Origin of the sequence: Nocardia amikacinitolerans (assembly GCF_900215415.1) — a bacterium.
GTDB classification, from domain to species: domain Bacteria; phylum Actinomycetota; class Actinomycetes; order Mycobacteriales; family Mycobacteriaceae; genus Nocardia; species Nocardia amikacinitolerans.
In genome coordinates this window covers 162667-183136 of record NZ_OBEG01000001.1, presented here as the reverse complement: position 1 = coordinate 183136, position 20470 = coordinate 162667, and the positions used below count along the sequence as shown (strand labels likewise).

Sequence of the window (20470 nt, the reverse complement as noted above, 5' to 3'; positions counted from 1 at the left end):
GCCGTGCCCCATGAACAGTAGCGAGCAACTAAGTTGCGCACAACTAATAGCGGAGTGAAAAAGGTCGCACACCGCGGGCGGAGTCGGTTCCGTCCGCGATGCGCGACCCGTCCGGTGCTTAGATCACCGCGTTCATGATCGTTCCCGCGCTCGTGGCGACGGCGCCTCCCGCCATCGCGCCCGCCACCATCTTCGGCGATTGCAAACCGCCGCCGTTCCACTTCTCCCAGGCGAAACGGCCACCGCCGTAGGTGATGGCGGTGATCCCCGACAGCTGGACGAGCCAGGTGAAGTACCGACCCATTTGCATGAGCTTGTCCGCCAGCGGCGGCGCTTCGGGGGTCGGATTACTGACCTGCGCGAGAACTGTGTCGTGTAGCGCGCAGAGGATCGTGCTCACTGTCATGCTCCTTCGCGGATGCTGAGGTGATGCTCGGGATTCGTCTTCACGAGGGCGCGTTACTTCGAGAAACTCGTCGACCCGTTCAATTCAACCTCAGCAAGATCATGTGATGTGGCAGACACACCGAAATCGGCATGACCCGACTCACAGCTGTTCACCCGTGCCACACACGCCCCGCGGTTCTAGGATTCGAAGGGTGCAGGGGGATGGAAGAAGGGCACGGGCGCGACGCGGCGCCGTCCCTGTTTCGAACGCCGACCTCACATCTGTTTCGGGGAGGGCACATGGCTTTTCTGCTTCCACTGCTTTTGTTGCTGCTCGTCGTGACCGCGTCCGTCGTCGTCGCCGCCTACGGCACGGTGTTCGCCACCTACTGGTTCGAAATGCGGCATCACCACACCGACCCGCCGGATCTGTCGGCCACGCACTGACCGTTCGAGTTTGAGACCGGGCGGTCCGGCAACTCCGGTCACGGGTGTCGACGAAGCCTGTGACCGCGAGCGGAGGTGAGCCGGATGGTGAACGATGTCGAGAAGCGCTGGTCCGATCCGGAGGGACTTCGCCAGGCCATCCGCTACGACCTCGCTGTTCTCGGCACTGCGGCACTCGTCGCCTTGGTCGCCGCGGTCTGGGCCGCTGGGCGAGACGCGTGCCTGTCCGGTCCGCTGCTGTGCGATGCCGCCTCGGGCATCGCGGTGCTGCTCGTCCCCGCCGTCGTCCTGCTGGCGGGCGGGATCGGCGCGTTCGTGATCACCTATCTGCGCTGGCGGCAGGGCCGGGTCTGGCCGATCTGGCAGGGCGCGGGCTGGTTCCTGTTCATGGTGATGCTGGTGTACGTCTCGATCGGCGGGACCGCGATGTCGCGGTGAGACTCAGCGGTTGTAATCCCAGTAGTGCAGCCATTTCACCGTGGCGAACAGCAGCAACGTCAGGGCGTAGAGGACGACGACGATGGCGGCGCCGAGCGCGCTCACCCGCCAGCCCGCGCCGTCGACCGGGTCGAGCCAGCGCCGGAAACAGGCCGCCACCGCGGGCGACAGGATCCAGCTCATCAGCGCGACGCTCACGATCTGGCTCAACCACATCGCCAGCCAGGGCGGCGCCCCGTTCTCGTCCAGCACCGGGCCGAGGAACCGGGACAGCGTCATCACCGTCGGATACAGCACGAGCAGCACCAGCATCGCGATCTTCCAGGTGGGCGTCACCCGGGTCCGGCCGTCGACGGTGCGCAGCGTGGATCCGAACGGCGTGGTGTGCGCGACGCCGGAGAAATCCTCGGTCAGTTCGGCGCGCAACGCGGGCAGCGCCGCGGCCCGCTGCTCCGAGCGCATCCAGTCCGCCAAATGGCGCGCGGTGCGAAACCGGAGCACCGAGAACCACCGGCCGGTGTCGCCGCGCGAGAACAGCGCGACACCGTCGAATCCGGGGAACTCGGCGCTCAAAGCCGCCAAATTCGCTTCCGCCGCAACGAAATCGGCGACTTTTCCGTTCGCGACACGGTGATCGAACACCCCGATTCCGGGCGGCGGCAACTCCTCCTCGACGATGATCAGATCCGAACTCTTCCGGTGAAATCCGCACGCCTCGCCTTCGGCGAGCAACGCCTTTCTCGCCGCCGAGTCAAGGAATTCGTTCGCCAGCGCCTCGGAGCGGAAAGTCGCGCCGAATGCGGGCTCCAGCGCGGGCTCGTCGTACACCGCGCGGCAGCTCTGCACGAATCCTTCCGCGGTGGAGGCTGTTTCGGACATCCGATCCAGCCAGGCCGCGAAAGCCGCGATATCGGAGGGGCGGTGGAAGACGGTGACGGCGGTGGCGTTCATCGGTCGTCGACGCGGCGACCCTGGACGTAGACCTGCGCAACCGCCGCCTCGCCCATTCCCATCAACAGCGCGAACAGCGTCTGATCGCGCGCCAGAACCGGGTCGTCGGATCGGATCCCTTGCGCCAGTGCGCTTTCCAGCGCCGGTTCGCGGGCAGGGTCGACGACGACGAAGTCGGCCTCCTTGCCGAGGTCGAAGTTCCCGAAGCGGTTCTCCATGTCGAGGGCTCGCGCACCGGCCAGCGTTCCGGTGAACAGCATTTCGGCGGGATGCATCGAGACGCCGTCCGCGCCCGGTTCGGAGATGTGCACCTTGAACGCGGCCGCGAGCACCCGCGGAATCGACCATTCGTCGCCGCCGCCGTAGTCGGTTCCCGCGGCGACCGTGACCCCCGAGGCGATCGTTCGCTGCCACGGCATCGTCCCGGAGCCGAGGAACTGCTGGGACACCGGGCAGTGCGCGATCGAACTGCCGGTCTGCGCCAGCCGCCGTAGTTCCGCGTCCTGACAGTGCACGCAGTGCGCCAGGATGCTGCGCCTGCCGAGCATGCTCTTGCCGCCGACCTGTGAGCCGGGCAGGAACTTCCCGTCGTAGGTGTCGAGGTACGAATTCACCTGGTACGCCTGCTTGGTGCTGTCGACCTCGCCCGTGCCGGGGCGGTTGTTCTCGTTCAGGTGGCTGTGGAAATAGACGCCGCGATGTCGCACGGAGTCGTAGAGCTCACCGAGATTGCGCAGCGTCTCGCGGGTCACCGACAGCGAGAAGCGGGGCACGATCGCCACGTGTAGCAAGGCGGTGTCGACGTCGCCGGTGTCGGCCGCGTGCCAGGTGTCGATCTCCGCCTCGGTCAACCGGATCGCCTCGTCCTCGGAGGTGAGCAGCGGTGCGACCGACTCCTCCTCCCCCGTGGTCTGGATGCCGCGGCCGCCGACCATGCGCAGGCCGCGGCGGCGCGTCTCACTGAACAGCGCGTCCTGCGCGTGCGGGAAGGCCGACCCGAACACCATCGCGGCGGTGGTGCCCACGGCGATCCGCCTGGCACAGAATTCGGCGGCCGCGTGCTTCGCGAACACCGGATCGGCGAGCCGGGATTCCGCCGGATACATGCACAGCGTGAGCCATTCGAGCAGCTGTCCGCCGCCGTAGGCGTCACCGGCGAAGGTTTGCGGGAAATGGATGTGGGCGTCGACGAAACCGGGAAGCAAAAAGCCAGGGCGGTGGTCGAATTCGTCCGCATCGCGGAATTCGGCGGGAATCTCGTCGCGGTCGCCGCAGTAGGTGATCCGGCCGTCGTCGCCGACGACCAACGCGCCGTCCGGCACGGAGACGAGCGCGTCCGCCGCGTTCTGGACGGTGGGGCGTCCGGCGACGTGGAAGATGTGCCCCAAGTGCACTCGGCTCACGAGTCGAGCACAGCACAGCGGAGGGCATCACATCGGCGATTGCCGGAAAAGGCGCGTCTACCTGCGACTCCTGCACCGATCACCGCCCAATACGTCGGCTCCGCGAATGCCCGGCCACCTCGTGCCATACTCGATAGGCATGACCGCAGAAAACGCTAGTGCCGGATCTGCAGTTCCCGACGCATCGGCCGTCTCCGCCGCGCTGCAGATCGCTCGCCGCGCTCCCTCCCTGCACAACTCCCAGCCCTGGCGCCTGGTCTTCGACGGCAAGCGGCTGCACCTGCACAGCGACCCCGACCGGTCGCTGCCGATGGCCGACCCGGACGGTCGCCAGCAGGTGATCAGCTGCGGCGCCATGCTGCACCACACCAGGACCGCCTTCGCCGCGAACGGCTGGCACACCGATGTCGTTCGCCTGCCCGATCCGGCGCGGCCGCGCTACCTGGCCGCGCTGGCCTTCCGGCCTTGGCCCGATCCGCCGGAACGCATCCGCACGCAGGCCAAGGTCATCTTGCGCAGGTACTCCGACCGGCTCCCGATGGACGAACCCGAGGGCTGGGACGCGCTGCTGCCCGGCGTGACCGAAGTGGCACGGACGTGCGAGGTCACCCTCGATGATCTGCCCGACTCGGTGCGCGAACGGCTCGCCGCGGCCTCCGACCAGGCCGAGGCGCTGCGCCGCTACGACAAGCCGTATCAGAGCGAATTGCGCTGGTGGACCGGACATTTCGATCTTCCCGAGGGGATTCCGCCGACCGCGCTCGCGACGGCGGCCGAGGCCGGTCGCGTGCCCGTCCGCCGCGACTTCCCCACCGCGCCGGGAACCACCCGGCGGGCGACGCCCGAGGATCGAGCCCGGCTGCTGGCGCTGAGCTCGGCCGAAGACTCGACCGCGCAGTGGTTGCGGACCGGCGAGGCGCTGTCGGCGGTGCTGCTGGAATGCACCGGCGCCGGACTCTCGACCTGCCCGCTCACCCACATCACCGAACTGCCCGCCGCGCGCCGGGTGATCGCCGGACTGCTGCCCCACCACCTGCGGCCCCAGGTCGTCGTCCGGGTGGGCACCGCGCCGGATCCCGATCCCCTGCCGCCGACACCGCGTCTGCCGATCGAGGACATCCTGACCGTCACCACCCCGTAAGTCTCCGCGCGGACCCCTCCGCGAATCGGACGAAGCGGACGAGATCGCGAGGTCCGCTAACGACCGAGCGTGGATCGCCGATGGACCTCGTGTCGATGACGACACCGGCACCGGCGGCCTAGTGCCGCGCGTGCCGTCGCTTTCTCCGGCCGTGCGCAGGCCGGGGACGGACCTGGTCTAGTGCCGCCCGTAGGCTGTCTTCGCACGTCAGCGCCGGGCGCGTCGCGATCCCGGTCCGCCATCCGGTACCCACCTGTCAGGGAGTTCACTTGGCTCGGCAACGTCGCACCACCCGCCCGTCCGCGTCCCGCCGCGGCGCCCTCGTCACCACCGCGCTGGCCGTCGCGCTCACCGCGGGCATCGGCACAGCCGCAGCGCGTCCCGTCGGCGCCTTCGACGTCGGAGGCGCCATCGAGGTCGAATACGACCGAGCGGGCGGACCCGCCGTCCTGGGCGATCCCGTCACCCCCGAACTCGACGCCGGCCGCGGCGGCCGCTACCAGGCCTTCGAACGCAATGCCGCCATCTACTGGCACCCCGAGGTCGGCGCGCACCAAGTCGGCGGCTCGATCCGCGCCAAGTGGGGCGCGCTCGGCTGGGAGAACGGCACGCTCGGCTACCCGGTCACCGGGGAACTCGCCACGCCCGGCGGGCAGGGCCGCTTCAACCACTTCCAGGGCGGATCCATCTACTGGTCGCTCGGCACCGACTCCCACCAGGTCGGCGGGGCCATCCGCGACAGATGGGGCGCGCTCGGCTGGGAAGGCGGCGCGCTCGGCTTCCCGATCACCGACGAAGCCACCTCCGCGGGCAACGGCCGCTACAACCTCTTCACCGGCGGCGCCGTCTACTGGTCCCCGCGCACCGGCGCCCACGCCGTCTGGGGCGCCATCCGCGACGACTGGGTCCGCGCGGGCGCCGAGAACGGCCGCTACGGCTACCCCACCGGCGAGGAATACGACTACGAAGGCGGCAAAGCCCAAGACTTCCAAGGCGGCCGCATCACCTGGCTGCCTTGATCCGAGGCGACCCGACGAATTGCCTGCGCGACGGCCCGGTGCAGATCGTTTCTCGCGCTACAGGTTTCACGCCGATCCGGCCTGGCCGGACCCGTCCGTGAACTAATCTTGATCACATGCTGGTCGGCGTCTGCGATTTTCCGAGCAAGTACGCGTTTCCGCCGACCGGCTATGCGGGCATCGAACGCTGGCTGTGGGCCGCGGCGGTCGGGGCGCGCCGCGCGGGGGCGACGGTGCATTTGATCGGCACGCAGTGGCGCGGCGAACTCGCCGACGACTGGACCATTCGGCCGACTCGGCTCGAAATGCTCAGCGGCCCAGGCCGGGCCGAGTTGCGTGACACGGGATACGACCTACTCGTGGCATGGCACGAGTACCCGGCCATGCCCGCGTGGCGGCACGCGTGGGAAACCATTGATTGTGCCGTGGCGGCATTTCAGCACGGCGCCGACAAGCCGCAGCCCGACGGCGCGTTCGACGGTCGCCGATCACGGTTGTACTGCTATTCGCCGGAAATGATGGCGCTCTATGCGAAACAGCGTCCTCGTGCGGAATTGGCGGTGCACCTCGATCTGGACGAGGACGAGCCGCCGGGCGTCGACGGCGTCGATCTGGTCTGGGTAGGCCGCATCGAACCGGTGAAAGCGCCGCATCTGGCGATTCTGGCCGCACGGCTGCTCGGCAGGCGAATACGCATGGCGGGGCCGGTGTTCGACGAATCCTACGTCCGGCGACACAGGGACTTGTTCGCCTCCGAACACGTCGAATTCATAGGCGAACTCGGCGGCGTCGCGAAAACCGCTGCGTTCCGCGAGGCCAAGGTGTTCGTGTATACCTGCGCCCGCGACTATGTCGAGGCCGGTGCGGCGGTATTCGGTGAATCATTGCGGGCGGGTACGCCGGTCGCCGCGCTCGCCTGGCGCGGCGGAACGTGCGCCGAAGCCGCGTTGTGCGACTCGTCCGGCCGAGTCGCCGTCGTGGATCCCGGCGCGTCCGACGCGACAGCGGCGGCGGTCCTCGCGGACGCGATCGAGGAAGCCGCCCGTTTGAAGGCCGCCTCGGTGCGCGAACTGGGGCTCGCCCGGTTCGACCCGGCGAAGCATTTTCGTGCCTTGGCAGGGGCGGCATGAAACGCAGTGGGCGAATCATGTGCCAGCGCTCCTCGCGCATGCCGGAGCCGAGCGCCAGCGAGGCACAGGCATGAGCGAGTCGGTCGGACGGCTGCTCAGCGCCGGTGCGCGAGAGCGGTTTCTCGGCACGGCGTTCGCCATCGACTATTCGACATTGGTGACCGCTTTTCACTGCGTCGGCGACCGCCGCACCGGCGAAATACGGTTCCCGCAGACGGTGTGGAATATCGGCGGTATCGCCCTCACCGCACGATTCGCCGCGGGTGATCCAGCGGCCGACTGCGCGGTGCTCCGACTCGACGAGGCCAGGCCGGATCTCATCGATCCGCTTCCGTTGGCGACGCAGGTGACCGCACGATTTTGGCGTGCGACGGGATTTCCGGCCAGCCTGTCGGATCTGGGCCGCGTCACCATCTCCGGCACGATCACCGCGGTGGACGGGCAATTGCGTGACGTACCGGCGATTCAGCTCTATGCCGAACAGGCGGTCGGCGGTCTTGCCCTCGGCGGTTTCTCCGGTTCGCCGGTATTCGCGGGCAGTGCGCCCGGCGTGATCGGATTGATCAGATACAACCCGCCGAACCCGGACGCGCCCGAGCGCGGCGTCGGCGGCATCGTTTTTGCCTGTCCGCTCGCGGCGATCCGGGCGCTGCTCGACTCCGTCGGCGCGGCACCGGTGCTGGATGCCACGGGCGTTGCCGTACCGGGCCTGGTCATCGGCGCGTCCGCCGCGGGCCGTCAGACGGCCCTACCACCGGATCGGCGCGAGTTCACCGGACGCAGCGCGGAGACCGAAGAACTGGTCGCCGCCCTGACCGCGCCGGGCGCCGCGCCGATAGTGGCCATCCACGGTCAGCCCGGGGTCGGCAAGTCCGCGCTCGCCATCCACATCGCCCATCTCGTCGCCGACGCTGTCCCGGACGCCCGCTTGCACATCGACTTGCGCGGCGCTGATCAACGACCGATCGCCGTCGCCGATGCGCTCGAACGACTACTCGTCGCGCTCGGCCTGCCCGCCGACGCGGTGGCAGCGACCGCGGAAGCGCGAACCGAGCAATACCGAAACTTGTTGTCCGGCAAGCGAGCTCTGATCGTCCTCGACAACGCGAGTTCCGCGGCGCAGGTGCGGGCGCTGCTTCCGCACACGCCGAGCTGCCGTGTCGTTGTCACGTCGCGGCGTCCGATGGGTGCGATCGACGATGCGATCACGGTGCCGCTGGGCACGCTGTCTCCCGAGGAGGCGACCGATCTGCTCGCGGCGATGCTCGGCGCCGATCGTCGGGCCGCCGATCGAGCGGGCATCGAGGAGGTCGCGCGTCTGTGCGGGAATCTGCCGCTGGCCATCCGAATCGCCGCGGCGCAGCTGCGATCCCGTCCGCATTGGACCATCGCGCACCTCGCCGGCCGGCTCGCCGACGAGCGCCGCCGATTGTCGGTACTCGCGGTCGACGATCTCGCGGTCCGCGCGAGCTTCGACAGCAGCTACACGGCGCTCGATACCGAACTCGCGACGGCGTTCGCGGCGCTCGGTGCGATTCGCGCCCCTGACTTTCCCGCGTGGACGCTCGCCGGTTTGCTGGACATTCCGTTGTTCGATGCGGAGGAACTGCTCGACGGACTCGTCGACGCGCAACTGGTCGCCTTCGCGCGATGGGATCTGACCGGCGGTCAACGATACCGCTGCCACGACCTGTTGCGGGTCTACGCGGGCGAGAAGGCGGCCGAGCGACTCTCCGATCACGAACGGTCGCAGGGCAGAAGCCGACTGTTCAGCGGGTACCTGACGCTACTGCTGGAGGCCATGTCCACACTCGGGCCAGGCAAGGATTTGTTTCTCGCCGAGTCCGTGCCGATCGTGTGGCGTCCACCCGCAGAGACACTCTCGGCGGCCAGGAGCATCAGTGCCGCGGAGTGGTTCGCCGATGAGCGTCCCGGGTTGGTTGCCGCCGCACGGCAGGCCTACGACGACGGACTGTGGCCTTACGTCTGGGGTCTCGTCGACGTGCTGAACGGTCTGTTCGTCGCGCAGCGCCACGGCGAGGAATCGCTGGAACTGAAGGATTTGGCTCTCAGCGCCAGCCGCGCGGCAGCGGACACCGTGGCCGAGACCGGCGTCCTCTACTCCTACACCGGCTACTACATGGGCAAGGGCGCCTACGCGGAAGCAGTCGCGGGGCTCCACGATGTCATCGACCGCTACACCGCACTGGGGATGTCCGACCGTCAGGCACGCACCACACTCAGCCTCGCCGTGGTCGAACGAGACCGAGGCAGGCTGGCCGTGGCCAAGCCGCTGCTCGAGCAGTGCATCGAACTCTTCACCGGCGGAGACGACGAACTGGTGCTCGCCTCCACTCGGCAGAACTACGCCGTCGTCCTCCGGGACCAGGGCTGGCTGGCCGCCGCCGACGCCAATCTGCGACTGTGCCTACCGATCTTCCGTGCCCATGACGACAATTCCGCCTGCGGACGCGGACTGCACACCCGATCGGTGCTGCATCTGCAGCTCGGCCGACTCACCGAGGCCGCAGCCGACCTGGACGAGGCGAGGCCGTTGTGCGTGAAAGCCGGTGACGCCAGGTGGACCGGGATCGTCGACCTGTTCAAGGCACGCTTGCTCGGGCATCAGGGGCGGTGGTCGGAGGTCCTCGCTGCCCTACCCGCATGCGAACGGATCTTCGACGACAGCGACGACGATCTCGGCCGCGCGCAGGTGTGGCGCACTCGGGGCGGCGCGTTGCGTGCACTCGGCGACTTCCCCGCCGCGCTGACGGAATACGCGCGAGCGGCCGAGATGTACGACGCGACCGGCGAGGACCGCATGAAGGCGAGACTGCGGTACGGCGCGGCGCTGACTCGGCTCCGCGCCGGGAGCCCGGTCGAAGCACTCGCCGGATTCGATTCGGCCGCAGCGATATTCGAGGAGCTCGACGACCAACCCTGGTTGCTGCGGACGCGTCGATGGCTCGCCACGCTGCGGTCGGACGAACGATCGGCATCCGGCTGGACGGAAGTACGACGCATCGCGGAGTTGTTGATCGACAGAGCCGGTCCCGGGTACTTCCCGGCCTGGCTGCGTCCGATACTCGACGACGCGGTCGCGAAGGGGGGATAGTGCGTATCGCGTACGCATGCCGTGAACTCGCCATCGGCACGATGACGGGCCCGGACGCCCACGTCTTCGCCGTGGCCACCGCCATGGCGCGGCACGGCCACGAGGTATACCTGGTCAGCGAAGGGCTCGCGACACCGTGGCGGCAAGCGCTGCGAAATCTCGGTGGGCTGCACTGGCAACCGACGCTGCCGAAGCGAGCGCGGCACTGGTACTTCACCGACGAGCAGTCCTACGCGGATCGGGTGTACGACACGCTACGGCTGCTCCACGAGGGTGCGCCGCTCGACGTGATCGACTTCCTCGACGCCGGTGGTGAGGGGCTGACCGTGGTGCGCGCCCATCGGCTGCTCGGCGAGTTCCACACCACCCGCGTCGTGGTGTCGCGATACCCATGGGCGAGCGCGAGCCATGGACCCAAGGGTCAACGACCCGCGACGTTCCACAGGGAACTGAGCGCGTTTGCCGAGCGGTACACGCAGCGCCACGCGGATCTCGAGTTGATCTGCGGCAACGCGACGCGGCTCGATACCGATCACGGCGACCGAGTTCGGTCTTACCCGCCTGCCCTGCCGGATCTCGATCTCGGGAACCGCCGTATCGCCTACCGAGCCTCGGACACGATCCTCTGGCTCGGAACACTCTGCCCGCAAGCGGGTCTCGACACGATGATGCGGGCCATGGAACGAGTGTTGGTGCGAATGCCACACGCGCGCTTGGTGATACGCGGTAGCGATACCCCTACCGATCCAGTCGGCAGGTCGTATTGGCGGCACACCCATGCCGGCCTGTCGACAGAGATGCGCCGGGCCGTGACATTCGCCGGGCCGATGAGCCCGGAGGCCGTCAGGGAACAACCGGCGATGCTCTGCGTGCTGGCCACGGGCTTCGCGAGTACACCGGCAGACGCGTTGTGGGCCATGGCCGTCGGCTGCACGCTCATCGTTCCCGACGACGGTGTCGGCGTGGATTTCGTCGACGACGGCCGAACCGGACGGATCGTCGCCGCCCGTGACGCCGACGCGCTCGCCGCGGCGATCATCGACGCGATGCTCGATCCGGCGACCGCCGCGGGACTGGGACATGCCGCACGCGCGGCCGTCCGCACCGATCACTCGTCGGCGCAGATCGCGGAAAGCCGCACCGCCGCTTATCACTCGGCGTCGCCGCCACCGCGACCGTCGACGCCGACCGGGCTGGTATCCGTGGTCATTCCGCTGTACAACTATGGTCGATACCTGCCGGCGGCCGTGGCGTCGGTACGCGAATCCGGCTATGCCGACGTGGAAATCCTCGTAGTCGACGACGGGTCGACGGACCCGGAGACCGCCGCGGTGCTCGACGCCATGTCCGGCGTGACGAAGATCCGGCAGCCGAATCGTGGCCTCTCGGCCGCTAGGAACACCGGAATCCGCAGCAGCCGAGGCGATCTCGTGCTCGTACTGGACGCCGACGATCGGATTCGTCCCGGCTTCTTACCTGCCGCCGTCGCCGCCATGCAGAGCGATGACACACTCGGCTACGTGGGTGGCTACGTCCGCTACCTGGAACTCCTCGACCTCGTCTACGTCCCGGCGGGCATGGCTCCCGAGCTCAACCTCGTCCTGCACACGCACCTCAAATCCATGGTGCTCTATCGCAAGCGCGCACTCGATGAGGTCGGCGGCTACGACGAGAACCTCCCGGCGTTCGAAGACTGGGAGCTACAACTGCGCATGGCGCTTTCCGGCTACGCGTCCGACGTCCTACCCATCGTCGGCCAGCTCTACCGACGCCACACCGAATCGATGTCGTTCCAGCACAGCAACGGAATGCGCAACGAACTCGTTCAATACTTGGTGAGCAAGCACGCGGGCGCACTCACGCCCGCGCAACTCACCGCACTACTGCTGATCCTGGTCGACATGTGGAAGACAGCTTACGAGCCGAGCACTTCGGTCGCACTGCAACGCGCGCAGCGCCCGGCCGACCGGCTACCCGACAACGTTGTCGCGCCGTGACCAGGTCAGGCTCGCGTGAAAGGTGCTGCCCGCCTTCGCCCGAGAGATGATGACCCCGACTTCGGACTCCAAGTTCAACGAGAACTGCAGGCTCGCTTCGGACAACTGCCATCCGCTCCCGGACGGCTCGTCGAGCTGACTCGCGAGACTCTCCCGCAGTCGAGACGCGATACCCGCCAACGCCTCCCCCAACTCCCCCACCCGATCACCGAACTTGTCCACCAGATCGGAGGGACCGAGATCCCCCGAGTACCCGGGCGGCGGCACGATCTCGACGCGAATATCGCCGTTGTCAGTCATGCCGACAAGTATCGCCGCACAACGTTTCGCCCGCAGCCGATGCGGATACGACGTCCGGCGCCTGCGGAATGTCGGCAGTACGGCAATCTACGGCGAAGCCTGCGATAAGCCGATCAGCGGAGGTACGGACGGTCGACGCAGGTTCGGGCAGCGTCGCAGCTCGTATGATACGGAAACCATATGAGGAAGGAGAGGCGATGAGCCCGGAAGCCGCGAAACGGCGGCATCGTCGCGAGGCGCAGACGGTGAAACGAGGTCTGCGGGAGTTGAATACGCAATTGGCCCTGCTGAATCGCCGCTTCGGCGGCAAAGTGGAACTCAGGGATGTCGACTGGACGTGCCTGGATCTGATCAATCTGCACGGCCCGTTGACGCCCACCGCGCTGGCCCGCAAGGCGAATCTGCATCCGGCGACGCTGACCGGCATTCTCGACAGGCTCGAGCGCGGCGGGTGGGTGGTCAGAGAACGCGACCCGCAGGCCACCGACCGACGGGCCGTGACGGTCCGGGCGCTCGGCGACCGCAACCACGAGCTGTACGGCCTTTTCGCGGGCATGGTCGGCCGCATGGACGCGCTGTGCGAGGAGTACTCGGCCGCCGAACTGGAGCTCATCGCCGGATTCCTGCGCCGCGCCGCGCAGGCGGGCCGGGATTCCGCGGACGAACTCGCCGACTGACTCTTCGGAATAAACTACTACGAAAACCATATGACTTCCGTACGGCTTCAAGATAGTATGAGATTCATATCTTATGCCTGAGAGGAGTCAGCATGTTCGTCGTCACCGGTGCCACGGGCGTGATCGGCCGCCCGCTGCTGGAGTCCCTGACCGCGGCCGGGCTTCCGGTCCGGGCGGTTTCCCGGCGAGCCGATGCCGCACGGCCGGACGGCGTCGACCTGGTCTCGCCCGAAGAACTGGATCTCGCGGATGTCGAAACCCTGTTCGTCCACCCGCGCGCGACCAAAGACCACGTCGACGACCTGCTCCGCCGCGCGGTCGCCCAGCAGGTTCGACGCGTCGTCGTGATGTCGGCCATCAATGCCGACGACGATCCGGCGCACCAGCCGTCTCGGTTCAACGGCGACCGCAACACCGAGGTGGAGCAGGCGGTGATCGGCTGCGGCCTGCCGTGGGTCAGTGTGCGGCCCAGTTCGTTCGCGATGAATACCCTGACCATGTGGCGAGCCCAAATCGCCTCGGGCGATACTGTATTCGGTCCGTACGCGACGTTCTCCGAGGCCGTCGTCCACGAACGCGACGTCGCCGATGTCATCGCGCGCGCGATGGTGGACGACACGCTCACGGGCCGACGCCTCTCGATCACCGGCCCGGCGGCATCGAGCCTCGAGCAGCTCGTCGCGATCATCGGCGAGGTGATCGGCAAACCCGTTCGCTATAAAGAAGTTCCGGCCGAGGCGGCCGCGTCGGCGATGATCGCGCACGGCCTCGACGAACAGTTCGTGCGCGCACTGATGAACCGCTACGCCCGCGAACTCGAGCGCGAACCTGTCGTGACCGAGGAAGTGGCGGCGATTCTGGGTCGACCCGCCCGCTCGTTCGCCAGCTGGGTGGCCGATCATCGAAGCGATTGGATGTAGCCAAGAGACCGAATCGCCTGCCCGCCAGTGACTTCAACGCGCACCGGAAAATCAAGACCACAGGGAATCGCGACCGCGGGTAGAAAGGACATCGAAACCCAGACTTCCGAGGAGGCGGCGATGCCATCCCCCGTCGAGCTCGGCGACGAAGCCGCCATCCGGCAGGTGATCGATCGCTGGGCGCAGGCCTTCCACGACAAGGACGTCGAGGCGGTCGTGGCGCTGCACGATCCCGATACGGTCTCGTTCGACATCGTCCCACCGCTGCGGTACGTCGGTATGTCCGAGTACCGCAAGCCGTGGGACGAGACGTTCGCGAATTTCGACGGTCCGATCGAGATGGAGATCCGCGATCTCGTGATCACCGTCGGCGGGGATGTCGCGTTCAGCTACAGCCTCAACCGCATGATCGGCGTGCTGAACGACGGCACCGAACTCGACTATTGGATGCGGTGGACCGTCTGCTACCGCAGGATCGACGGGCGATGGCTGATCGTCCACGATCACTCCTCCGCGCCGACGGATTTCGCTACCGGTGGCGCGGTCCTCGACTTGCAGCCGTAGAGACTTCGACAGATTGCCGACCGCCTGCGAGCATCGAAGCCGCCGGCTCGAGCTCGCCCCGGGCTTCTCGGGACGCCTGGGGTTGGGTGATCAATCCGGCGGAGGGCCCTACGTGCAGCAGTTCGGGTCCAGCACGACGCACAGCGCCGAGAGCGCCTCGCGGCGCGCCCGGTGGTAGATGTTCATGCCGCGGCGTTCGGACTCGACGAGACCCGCCTTCTTCAGCTGGCCGAGGTGGTGGCTGACGGTGGACTCGGCGAGGCCGACGGCGGCGGCGAGGTCGCCGGTGTTCTGCTCGCCCGCCGCGGTGGTCAGCAGCAGCGACATCAGCTTGACCCGCACCGGGTCCGCGATCGCTTTGAGCCGCAGGGCCACTTCCAGCGCGGCGTCGTCGTCGATCGGGCCCGCGGCGACCGGGGCGCAGCAGACGGGAGCGGACATATCGATCACGGGCAAAGCCTTCGGCATGCCGCCAATCCTACGCACCTTGTTGACATATGTCGAAAAGGAGACGAGACTTCAGGTCGAAAGTTCTTCGATATATGTCTCACAAGTGGAGGTATCAGCCATGTCTCGCATCCAACTCGCCCTCAACGTCGACGATCTCGATCGGGCGGTGACGTTCTACTCGACCCTGTTCGCCACCGAACCCGCCAAGCGCAAGCCCGGGTACGCGAACTTCGCCATCGCGGAGCCCCCGCTGAAATTGGTCCTCCTGGAGAACCCCGGCCACGGCGGCAGCGTCAACCACCTCGGAATCGAGGTGGAATCCTCCGAGCAGGTGCACGCCGAGATCGCGCGGCTCTCGAGCGCGGGCGTGTTCACCGAGGAGGAGATGGCGACGACGTGTTGTTTCGCCACCCAGGACAAGGTCTGGGTGACCGCACCGGACGCCGAGCGGTGGGAGGTCTACACGGTGCTCGCGGACAGCGAAACCTTCGGCGCCGCACCGCGATCCGAGACCGACGAACCGTGCTGCGGCACCGTCGAGGAGGCCGTCGCCGATGGCGCGTGCTGCGGCACGTCCGCCAAGCGGGCCGCCGTCGCCTCGGGCGCCGCCTGCTGCGGATGACCCTGGAAATTCCCGGATTGCGGCCTCCCCTCAACGTCGGCCGGAATCCGGGCGTATCCGCGAACCGTGTTCCGGCTCAGTGAGCGAGAACGCCGCTCAATTCGTTCGGGCTGTCCGGCAGGGTGACCGACGCGGTGACCGCGCCCGCGGCGAGGTCGACGCGATGCACCTTCTTGGTGGCCGGGTCCGAGACGTAGGCGACGCCGCCGCGGACGAACAGCGCAGGGCGGGCCTGCTGCCACTTCAACGGTTCCTGCCACGAGTCGAGGACCGGGATGGTGCGGGTGACCGTGCCGGCGACCGGATCGATGACGTGGATGCGACCGTCGGTGCCGAGGACCAGCGCCTCGCCCTGCGGGCCGCGGCCGAGCGAACGGAACGTGTAACTGGTGCCGATGTCGACGAGGCGCAGCGTACCGGTGACCGTGTCGATCAGCGAGACCTGCTGCGGCCGTTCGAGTTCCGCGTCCTTGTCCTTCTTGTAGTCGCCGAGCACGATGGTCGATTCCTCGCTGCCCGCCTGGTTGCCGATGCGGCCGTAAGGCGTCGGGCTCGTCACCTTGGTGATGACGCCGCCTCGGTAGACCAGCGCGCCGGTCTGGCAGCCGACGACCACGGTGTCGCCCTCGGCGGTGGCCTCGCCGTGCACGCCGGGGCAGTCCTCGTTGCGGGCGATCTCCTTGCGCTGAGCGTCGAGCACCGCGATACCGGTGCGCTTCTCCTCGGTGCCGAGCGTGACGACCAGTGACCCGTCGGCCAGCTCGATGGCGACGCCGTGGTGCGGCGCGGCCGACTTGTACACCTCGGTGGCGGGCTTTCCGTCGGCCAGCCGCACCGGATCGAACGACGTCACTTCGCCGGTACCGTCGGCGAACAGCACCGTCCGTCCGGCGTGCTGGACCACGTGACCCGGTTTGGCTCCGGGGAATTCGATATCGGTGAACTCGGCCGCGACGGCGTCGTAGACCCGGAACGCGTCCTTGTGCGACACCATCAGATGCCGGTCGTCACCCGCCGGGTTGAGGCGGTTGAAGCCCTCTAGCGCTGTGCTGCCGTGTAATTCGAGCGTCGTGCCGTCGAGCACGTGGATGCCGCCGTCGTAGGTGACCGCGATGGGCTCGGCGATCCGCTTGCCCGCGGGCTCGGCCTCGTCCGAGCCGCATCCGGCCAGCGCGAGCGCCGCGGTGAGCAGACCCGACAGCGCGAGCGCGGTGCCGTTCTGTGGCCGAAAGTGCATGTGGTGCTCCTATTTTCGTTCCAATACTGCGTTCATGGCGCCAGTCCGCGCGCGATCGCCTCGGTGTTGGCGCGCATCATCTCCAGGTAGGTCTCGGCGCCGCCGCCCGGCCCGGTGAGCGATTCGGAGTACAGCGGGACGACTCGGACGTGCAGCCCGGCCTGTTCGGCGAGCACGCGGGCGAGGCGATCGGGTTGGGCGGAGTCGGCGAAGATCGCGCCGACGCCCGCGGCCCGCACGGCGTCGGCGAGTCCGGCCAGATCCGACGGGCTCGGGGAGGCGAGCGTGGTGCCGCCTGGAATCACGGCGCCGATCACCTGAAAGCCGTAACGCTGTGCGAGATAACCGAATACGTGATGGTTCGTGACCAGCTTGCGCCGTTCGGCCGGGATGGCGGCGAACCGCTCGGTCATCCACCGGTCGAGCCGGTCGAGCTCGCCGAGGTAGCGCTCGGTGCGCTCGCGGATCGCCGCCGCGTCCACGCCCGCGACGTGCGCGATCACCTCGTCGCGAATCACCTCGACGGCGCGGCGGACGCGCAGCGGGTCGGTCCAGAAGTGCGGGTCGGGGCGGTCGGCGCCGACCTCGGGGCGATAGCGCAGCGGGTCGACCCGGTCGCCGACCGCCACCGTCGAGACACCGGCGTGCGCGGCGGCGTCGACATGACGCTGCACGCCTTCCTCCAGCCCGAGACCGTTGTGCACGACGAGCCCGGCCCGCTCCAGCCGCGCGGCCTGCTGCGCCGAGATCGCGAAGTAGTGCGGGTCGGCGTCGGGCCGCATGAGCACCGTCACCTCGGCGGCGTCGCCGACGATCGCCTCGGTCAGATCGCCGAGGATGTTCGTGGTCACCATGATCTCGCGGCGCTCGGCGTCCGGTGACACGCATCCGGCGAGCACGAGCACGGCGGCGAGGAGGATTCCGAGACGCGCTACGGCTCTCATTCGCCCGCCTCCACCATCAGCGTGGGGGCGATCTCGAGTGGGAAGACGCGAGCTGTCCGCAGGTCGGAGTAGTCGATCTCCAGCACCTTTCGTCCGCCGGGATCGTTGACGTAGGCGCGGCTCGAATCGACCACGATGCTCGAGGCGGAGCCGGGCTCGACGAGCTGCTTGCGCGTGAGTTCGCTGCCCGTCGCGGCGTCGTAGGCGTGCAGCACACCATCGGCGGACAACGTCAGCAGCGGCGCGCCCTCCCCCGCGGTGTTCGCCGCGAGCACGGGGCCGGTCTCGACGAAAGTCCATGTCCTGCGGCGGGCGTCGAGCAGCCAGGTCCCGCGCTCCCCCGCCTCGGCCGCCAGCGTGGCGCTGCCGGGGCGGTGGTGGAATTCGACCGCGCGCTCGGCCTGGGGAACCGGGCTCGGGTAGGCGATCTTGGTCGCGGTGGCGCTCCCCTCCTGGACGTTCACCACCAAAGCGCCGTCGGCGCAACCGAAGACGACGCCGATCCGGGTCATCGCCGTGCCGCGCGGTTCCTGGCACGGCTCAGCGAGTGCGGCGACCACCGCTCCGTCACGGCCTCGAACCTCCACCCGGCCATCGGCACGGCGCGCCACCACCGTGTGTTCCCCCGACGGCACGGCCGGACCGCCCGCGTGCGCGTCGCTGTCGGGCGCCGAGCCCGCGTCGAGCGCGGTGCGGTCCAGCAGCGCGGTGTCGCCGCTGTCGAGCACCAGCGCGACCACCGAAGGGTTCGCGGCTGCGGCAACCACCGGCCCGCCCGCAGACGTACCGATATCCCGGATGGGCGCCTTGTAGTAGTGCACGTGGTCACCGTGATCCACCAGCCAGGTGCCGGTGTCGACGATTCGAATCCCCTCGGGCGTCGAAAGATACGCGTAGCGGCCGTCGCCGGCCACGCGCGTGATGCCAACGGCGGGCTCGAGCTCGGTGACCTGCTCCGAGATCAGGTCCAACACCCGCACCGCACCGGACTCCTTGTCCGCCAGAACGAGTCGCGGCTGCGGTTCCGCGGTCTCCTCCGCGCCCTCGACGTAGCCGTGCGGTGCCGATTCGGCCTCGTCGACAACCCGATCGGCGCCGCAACCGACCAACGGCAGCACCGCCACCAGCGCCAAAGGACCGAACTTCTTGCCCGACAACCGGATTCGGCTCCGCGAAGCGGAGAACGTCGCGGACAGGAAGAACAGCGCCACCGCGACCGCCGCGATGGTGGCGCCCGCCGCCGTACCGAGGTGCCAGGAGATCAGCAGTCCGGTCACCGTCGCCAGCGAACCGAGCCCGGCGGCCACGCCCATGATCACCGGAAGCCGATGCGCCCAGAGCATCGCCGCGGCGGGCGGTGCGATGAGCAGGCCGAAGACCAGCAGCGTACCGACGATGTGGAACGAGGCGACGATGGCGAGGGTGAGGAGACCGACCAGGGCCACCTGCGCGACCTTCGGCCGCAACCCGAGCGTGTGCGCGGTGCGCGGATCGAAGGCCAGCGCGACGAAGGCGCGATGGCCGAGCAGCGCGACGGCGGCCGCGACCAGCAGCGCGAGGACCAGGTAGACCAGATCCCGGTCCCGGATCGCCAGCACGTCGCCGAACAGGAAGCCGGTCAGGTCGACCGCGAAAGACTGTGCCCGCGAGACGATCACGACGCCGATCGACAACATTCCGACGAACAGCAGCCCGATGCCGATGTCGGCCGAGAGCCGCGCGTTCCTGGTCAGCGCGGACACCCCGAGCGCCATCGCGCCCGCGCTGAACGCCGCGCCCACCAACAGGTTTCCGCCGAGCAGCGCCGCGAGAGCGATACCTGGCAGCATCCCGTGCGCCATCGCGTCGGCCAGAAAAGCCATGCCGCGCACCACGACCCAGGTACCGGCGATAGCGCACAGGCACGAGACGAGCAGGCCGCCCCAGAGAGCCCGCTGCACGAACGACACCTCGAACGGGGCGATCAACCACTCCATGAGGCGACACCATAGAATGAAAATGGTTATCATTACAACTGAGTGACGGGAGACACAGTGTGAACCGAGCGGACCTGCGACTGGCCGGATTGTCGGCGGGCTACCGCGGCCGGGCCGCACTGGCGGACGTCACCGCGACCATCCCGGCCGGCCGGATCACCGCGGTGCTCGGCCACAACGGCTCCGGCAAGTCGACACTGCTCGCGGCGCTCGCCGGCGTGCTGAAACCGCTGGCGGGGACCATCGAGCGGCCGGGCATCCGGCGGACCGCGTTCGTCGTGCAGCACAGCGCGGTGCCCGCGACGCTGCCGATCACGGTCCGGGAGACGGTCGCCATGGGACGGTGGGCGCACCGCGGACCGTGGCGGCGCCTGCGGCGAACGGATCGCGCGGTCGTCGAGGAATGCTTGGCGCGCATGGACATCGCCGACCTGGCCGACCGGCGCCTGGACACGCTCTCCGGCGGGCAGCGGCAGCGGGCGCTTCTTGCGCAGGCACTGGCCCAAGAGGCCGACCTGCTGCTCCTCGACGAGCCGACCACCGGACTGGATGCCGAAGCGCGGCAACGGATCACGGATCTGCTCGAAGACGTCGTCGGCCGAGGGGTCACCGTCGTGCACGCCACCCACCAGCGCGACGAGGCGCTCCGCGGCGGCCACTGCCTGCTGCTGGAGAACGGCAGACTGCTCGCCGAGGGCGATCCGGAGTCGACCATCGCCCTCGGTTCCGCGTCTCGATCGCGCTGCTAACGT

Annotated in this window: 20 protein-coding genes; 12 read left to right on the top strand and 8 right to left on the bottom strand. The window is 68.4% G+C overall.

What is annotated here, in order from left to right:
- Positions 1-118 precede the first annotated feature (118 nt).
- On the bottom strand, positions 119-400 hold the full coding sequence (locus CRP45_RS00920) for a hypothetical protein (RefSeq protein WP_067779065.1): 282 nt from the start codon (positions 398-400) through the stop codon (positions 119-121).
- 287 nt (positions 401-687) lie between these two features.
- Between CRP45_RS00920 and CRP45_RS33585 the strand changes: the two genes are divergently transcribed.
- Together CRP45_RS33585 and CRP45_RS00915 are read left to right on the top strand one after the other, a co-directional pair.
- Positions 688-834 (top strand): hypothetical protein, encoded by a 147-nt coding sequence (locus CRP45_RS33585; protein WP_179830721.1) that lies wholly within the window; start codon positions 688-690, stop codon positions 832-834.
- An 84-nt stretch (positions 835-918) separates the two neighbouring features.
- A complete protein-coding gene (locus CRP45_RS00915; protein ID WP_067778874.1) occupies positions 919-1272 on the top strand; it encodes a hypothetical protein in 354 nt (117 codons plus the stop codon).
- Positions 1273-1275: 3 nt separating this feature from the next.
- Here CRP45_RS00915 and CRP45_RS00910 read toward each other — a convergent pair whose 3' ends face one another.
- Positions 1276-2223 (bottom strand): antibiotic biosynthesis monooxygenase, encoded by a 948-nt coding sequence (locus CRP45_RS00910; protein ID WP_097243379.1) that lies wholly within the window; start codon positions 2221-2223, stop codon positions 1276-1278.
- Positions 2220-3626 carry an amidohydrolase family protein gene (locus tag CRP45_RS00905; protein WP_097243378.1) on the bottom strand — a complete coding sequence of 469 codons (1407 nt, stop codon included), beginning with the start codon at positions 3624-3626 and terminating at the stop codon, positions 2220-2222. The genes CRP45_RS00910 and CRP45_RS00905 overlap by 4 nt, the downstream gene beginning before the upstream one ends.
- A 139-nt stretch (positions 3627-3765) precedes the next feature.
- Here CRP45_RS00905 and CRP45_RS00900 point away from each other — a divergent pair, with 139 nt between their 5' ends.
- From CRP45_RS00900 to CRP45_RS00880, 5 genes are all read left to right on the top strand, one after another.
- Positions 3766-4767: an Acg family FMN-binding oxidoreductase gene (locus tag CRP45_RS00900; RefSeq protein WP_097243377.1), complete on the top strand. Its 1002-nt coding sequence runs from the start codon at positions 3766-3768 to the stop codon at positions 4765-4767.
- A 269-nt stretch (positions 4768-5036) separates the two neighbouring features.
- Complete coding sequence (locus CRP45_RS00895) at positions 5037-5786, top strand: LGFP repeat-containing protein (protein WP_067778886.1); 750 nt, start codon at positions 5037-5039, stop codon at positions 5784-5786.
- 116 nt (positions 5787-5902) lie between these two features.
- Positions 5903-6916, top strand: coding sequence for a glycosyltransferase (locus CRP45_RS00890; RefSeq protein ID WP_097243376.1), 1014 nt, complete (start codon positions 5903-5905; stop codon positions 6914-6916).
- Positions 6917-6986: 70 nt separating this feature from the next.
- The gene (locus tag CRP45_RS00885) at positions 6987-10031 is read left to right on the top strand and encodes a trypsin-like peptidase domain-containing protein (RefSeq protein ID WP_097243375.1); all 3045 of its coding nucleotides are present in this window, start codon (positions 6987-6989) and stop codon (positions 10029-10031) included.
- Positions 10031-12028 (top strand): glycosyltransferase, encoded by a 1998-nt coding sequence (locus tag CRP45_RS00880; RefSeq protein WP_179830720.1) that lies wholly within the window; start codon positions 10031-10033, stop codon positions 12026-12028. The genes CRP45_RS00885 and CRP45_RS00880 overlap by 1 nt, the downstream gene beginning before the upstream one ends.
- On the opposite strand, the gene CRP45_RS00875 is transcribed toward CRP45_RS00880, so the two are convergent.
- Positions 12002-12328, bottom strand: a complete 327-nt coding sequence (locus tag CRP45_RS00875; protein WP_097243373.1) for a hypothetical protein — start codon at positions 12326-12328, stop codon at positions 12002-12004. The two genes, CRP45_RS00880 and CRP45_RS00875, sit on opposite strands and share 27 nt — an antisense overlap.
- Before the next feature lie 197 nt (positions 12329-12525).
- Between CRP45_RS00875 and CRP45_RS00870 the strand changes: the two genes are divergently transcribed.
- From CRP45_RS00870 to CRP45_RS00860, 3 genes are all read left to right on the top strand, one after another.
- Complete coding sequence (locus CRP45_RS00870) at positions 12526-13005, top strand: MarR family transcriptional regulator (protein ID WP_097243372.1); 480 nt, start codon at positions 12526-12528, stop codon at positions 13003-13005.
- A 92-nt stretch (positions 13006-13097) separates the two neighbouring features.
- On the top strand, positions 13098-13925 hold the full coding sequence (locus CRP45_RS00865; protein WP_097243371.1) for an NAD(P)H-binding protein: 828 nt from the start codon (positions 13098-13100) through the stop codon (positions 13923-13925).
- Positions 13926-14045: 120 nt separating this feature from the next.
- Positions 14046-14489: a YybH family protein gene (locus CRP45_RS00860; RefSeq protein ID WP_097243370.1), complete on the top strand. Its 444-nt coding sequence runs from the start codon at positions 14046-14048 to the stop codon at positions 14487-14489.
- Between the two features lie 108 nt (positions 14490-14597).
- On the opposite strand, the gene CRP45_RS00855 is transcribed toward CRP45_RS00860, so the two are convergent.
- Positions 14598-14957 carry an Rv2640c family ArsR-like transcriptional regulator gene (locus CRP45_RS00855; protein WP_067778892.1) on the bottom strand — a complete coding sequence of 120 codons (360 nt, stop codon included), beginning with the start codon at positions 14955-14957 and terminating at the stop codon, positions 14598-14600.
- Positions 14958-15057: 100 nt separating this feature from the next.
- Here CRP45_RS00855 and CRP45_RS00850 point away from each other — a divergent pair, with 100 nt between their 5' ends.
- Complete coding sequence (locus tag CRP45_RS00850) at positions 15058-15561, top strand: ArsI/CadI family heavy metal resistance metalloenzyme (RefSeq protein ID WP_179830719.1); 504 nt, start codon at positions 15058-15060, stop codon at positions 15559-15561.
- Between the two features lie 76 nt (positions 15562-15637).
- Here CRP45_RS00850 and aztD read toward each other — a convergent pair whose 3' ends face one another.
- From aztD to aztB, 3 genes are read right to left on the bottom strand one after another with little or no spacing between them, the layout of a single operon-like run.
- Positions 15638-16798 (bottom strand): zinc metallochaperone AztD, encoded by a 1161-nt coding sequence (gene aztD, locus CRP45_RS00845; RefSeq protein WP_097243369.1) that lies wholly within the window; start codon positions 16796-16798, stop codon positions 15638-15640.
- Positions 16799-16830: 32 nt separating this feature from the next.
- Positions 16831-17742 (bottom strand): zinc ABC transporter substrate-binding protein AztC, encoded by a 912-nt coding sequence (gene aztC / locus CRP45_RS00840; protein WP_097243368.1) that lies wholly within the window; start codon positions 17740-17742, stop codon positions 16831-16833.
- Positions 17739-19718 carry a zinc ABC transporter permease AztB gene (aztB, locus tag CRP45_RS00835; protein ID WP_097243367.1) on the bottom strand — a complete coding sequence of 660 codons (1980 nt, stop codon included), beginning with the start codon at positions 19716-19718 and terminating at the stop codon, positions 17739-17741. Before aztB ends, aztC begins: the two co-directional genes overlap by 4 nt.
- 59 nt (positions 19719-19777) lie before the next feature.
- Between aztB and aztA the strand changes: the two genes are divergently transcribed.
- Positions 19778-20467, top strand: a complete 690-nt coding sequence (gene aztA, locus CRP45_RS00830; protein WP_097243366.1) for a zinc ABC transporter ATP-binding protein AztA — start codon at positions 19778-19780, stop codon at positions 20465-20467.
- The last annotated feature ends 3 nt before the right edge of the window (positions 20468-20470 follow it).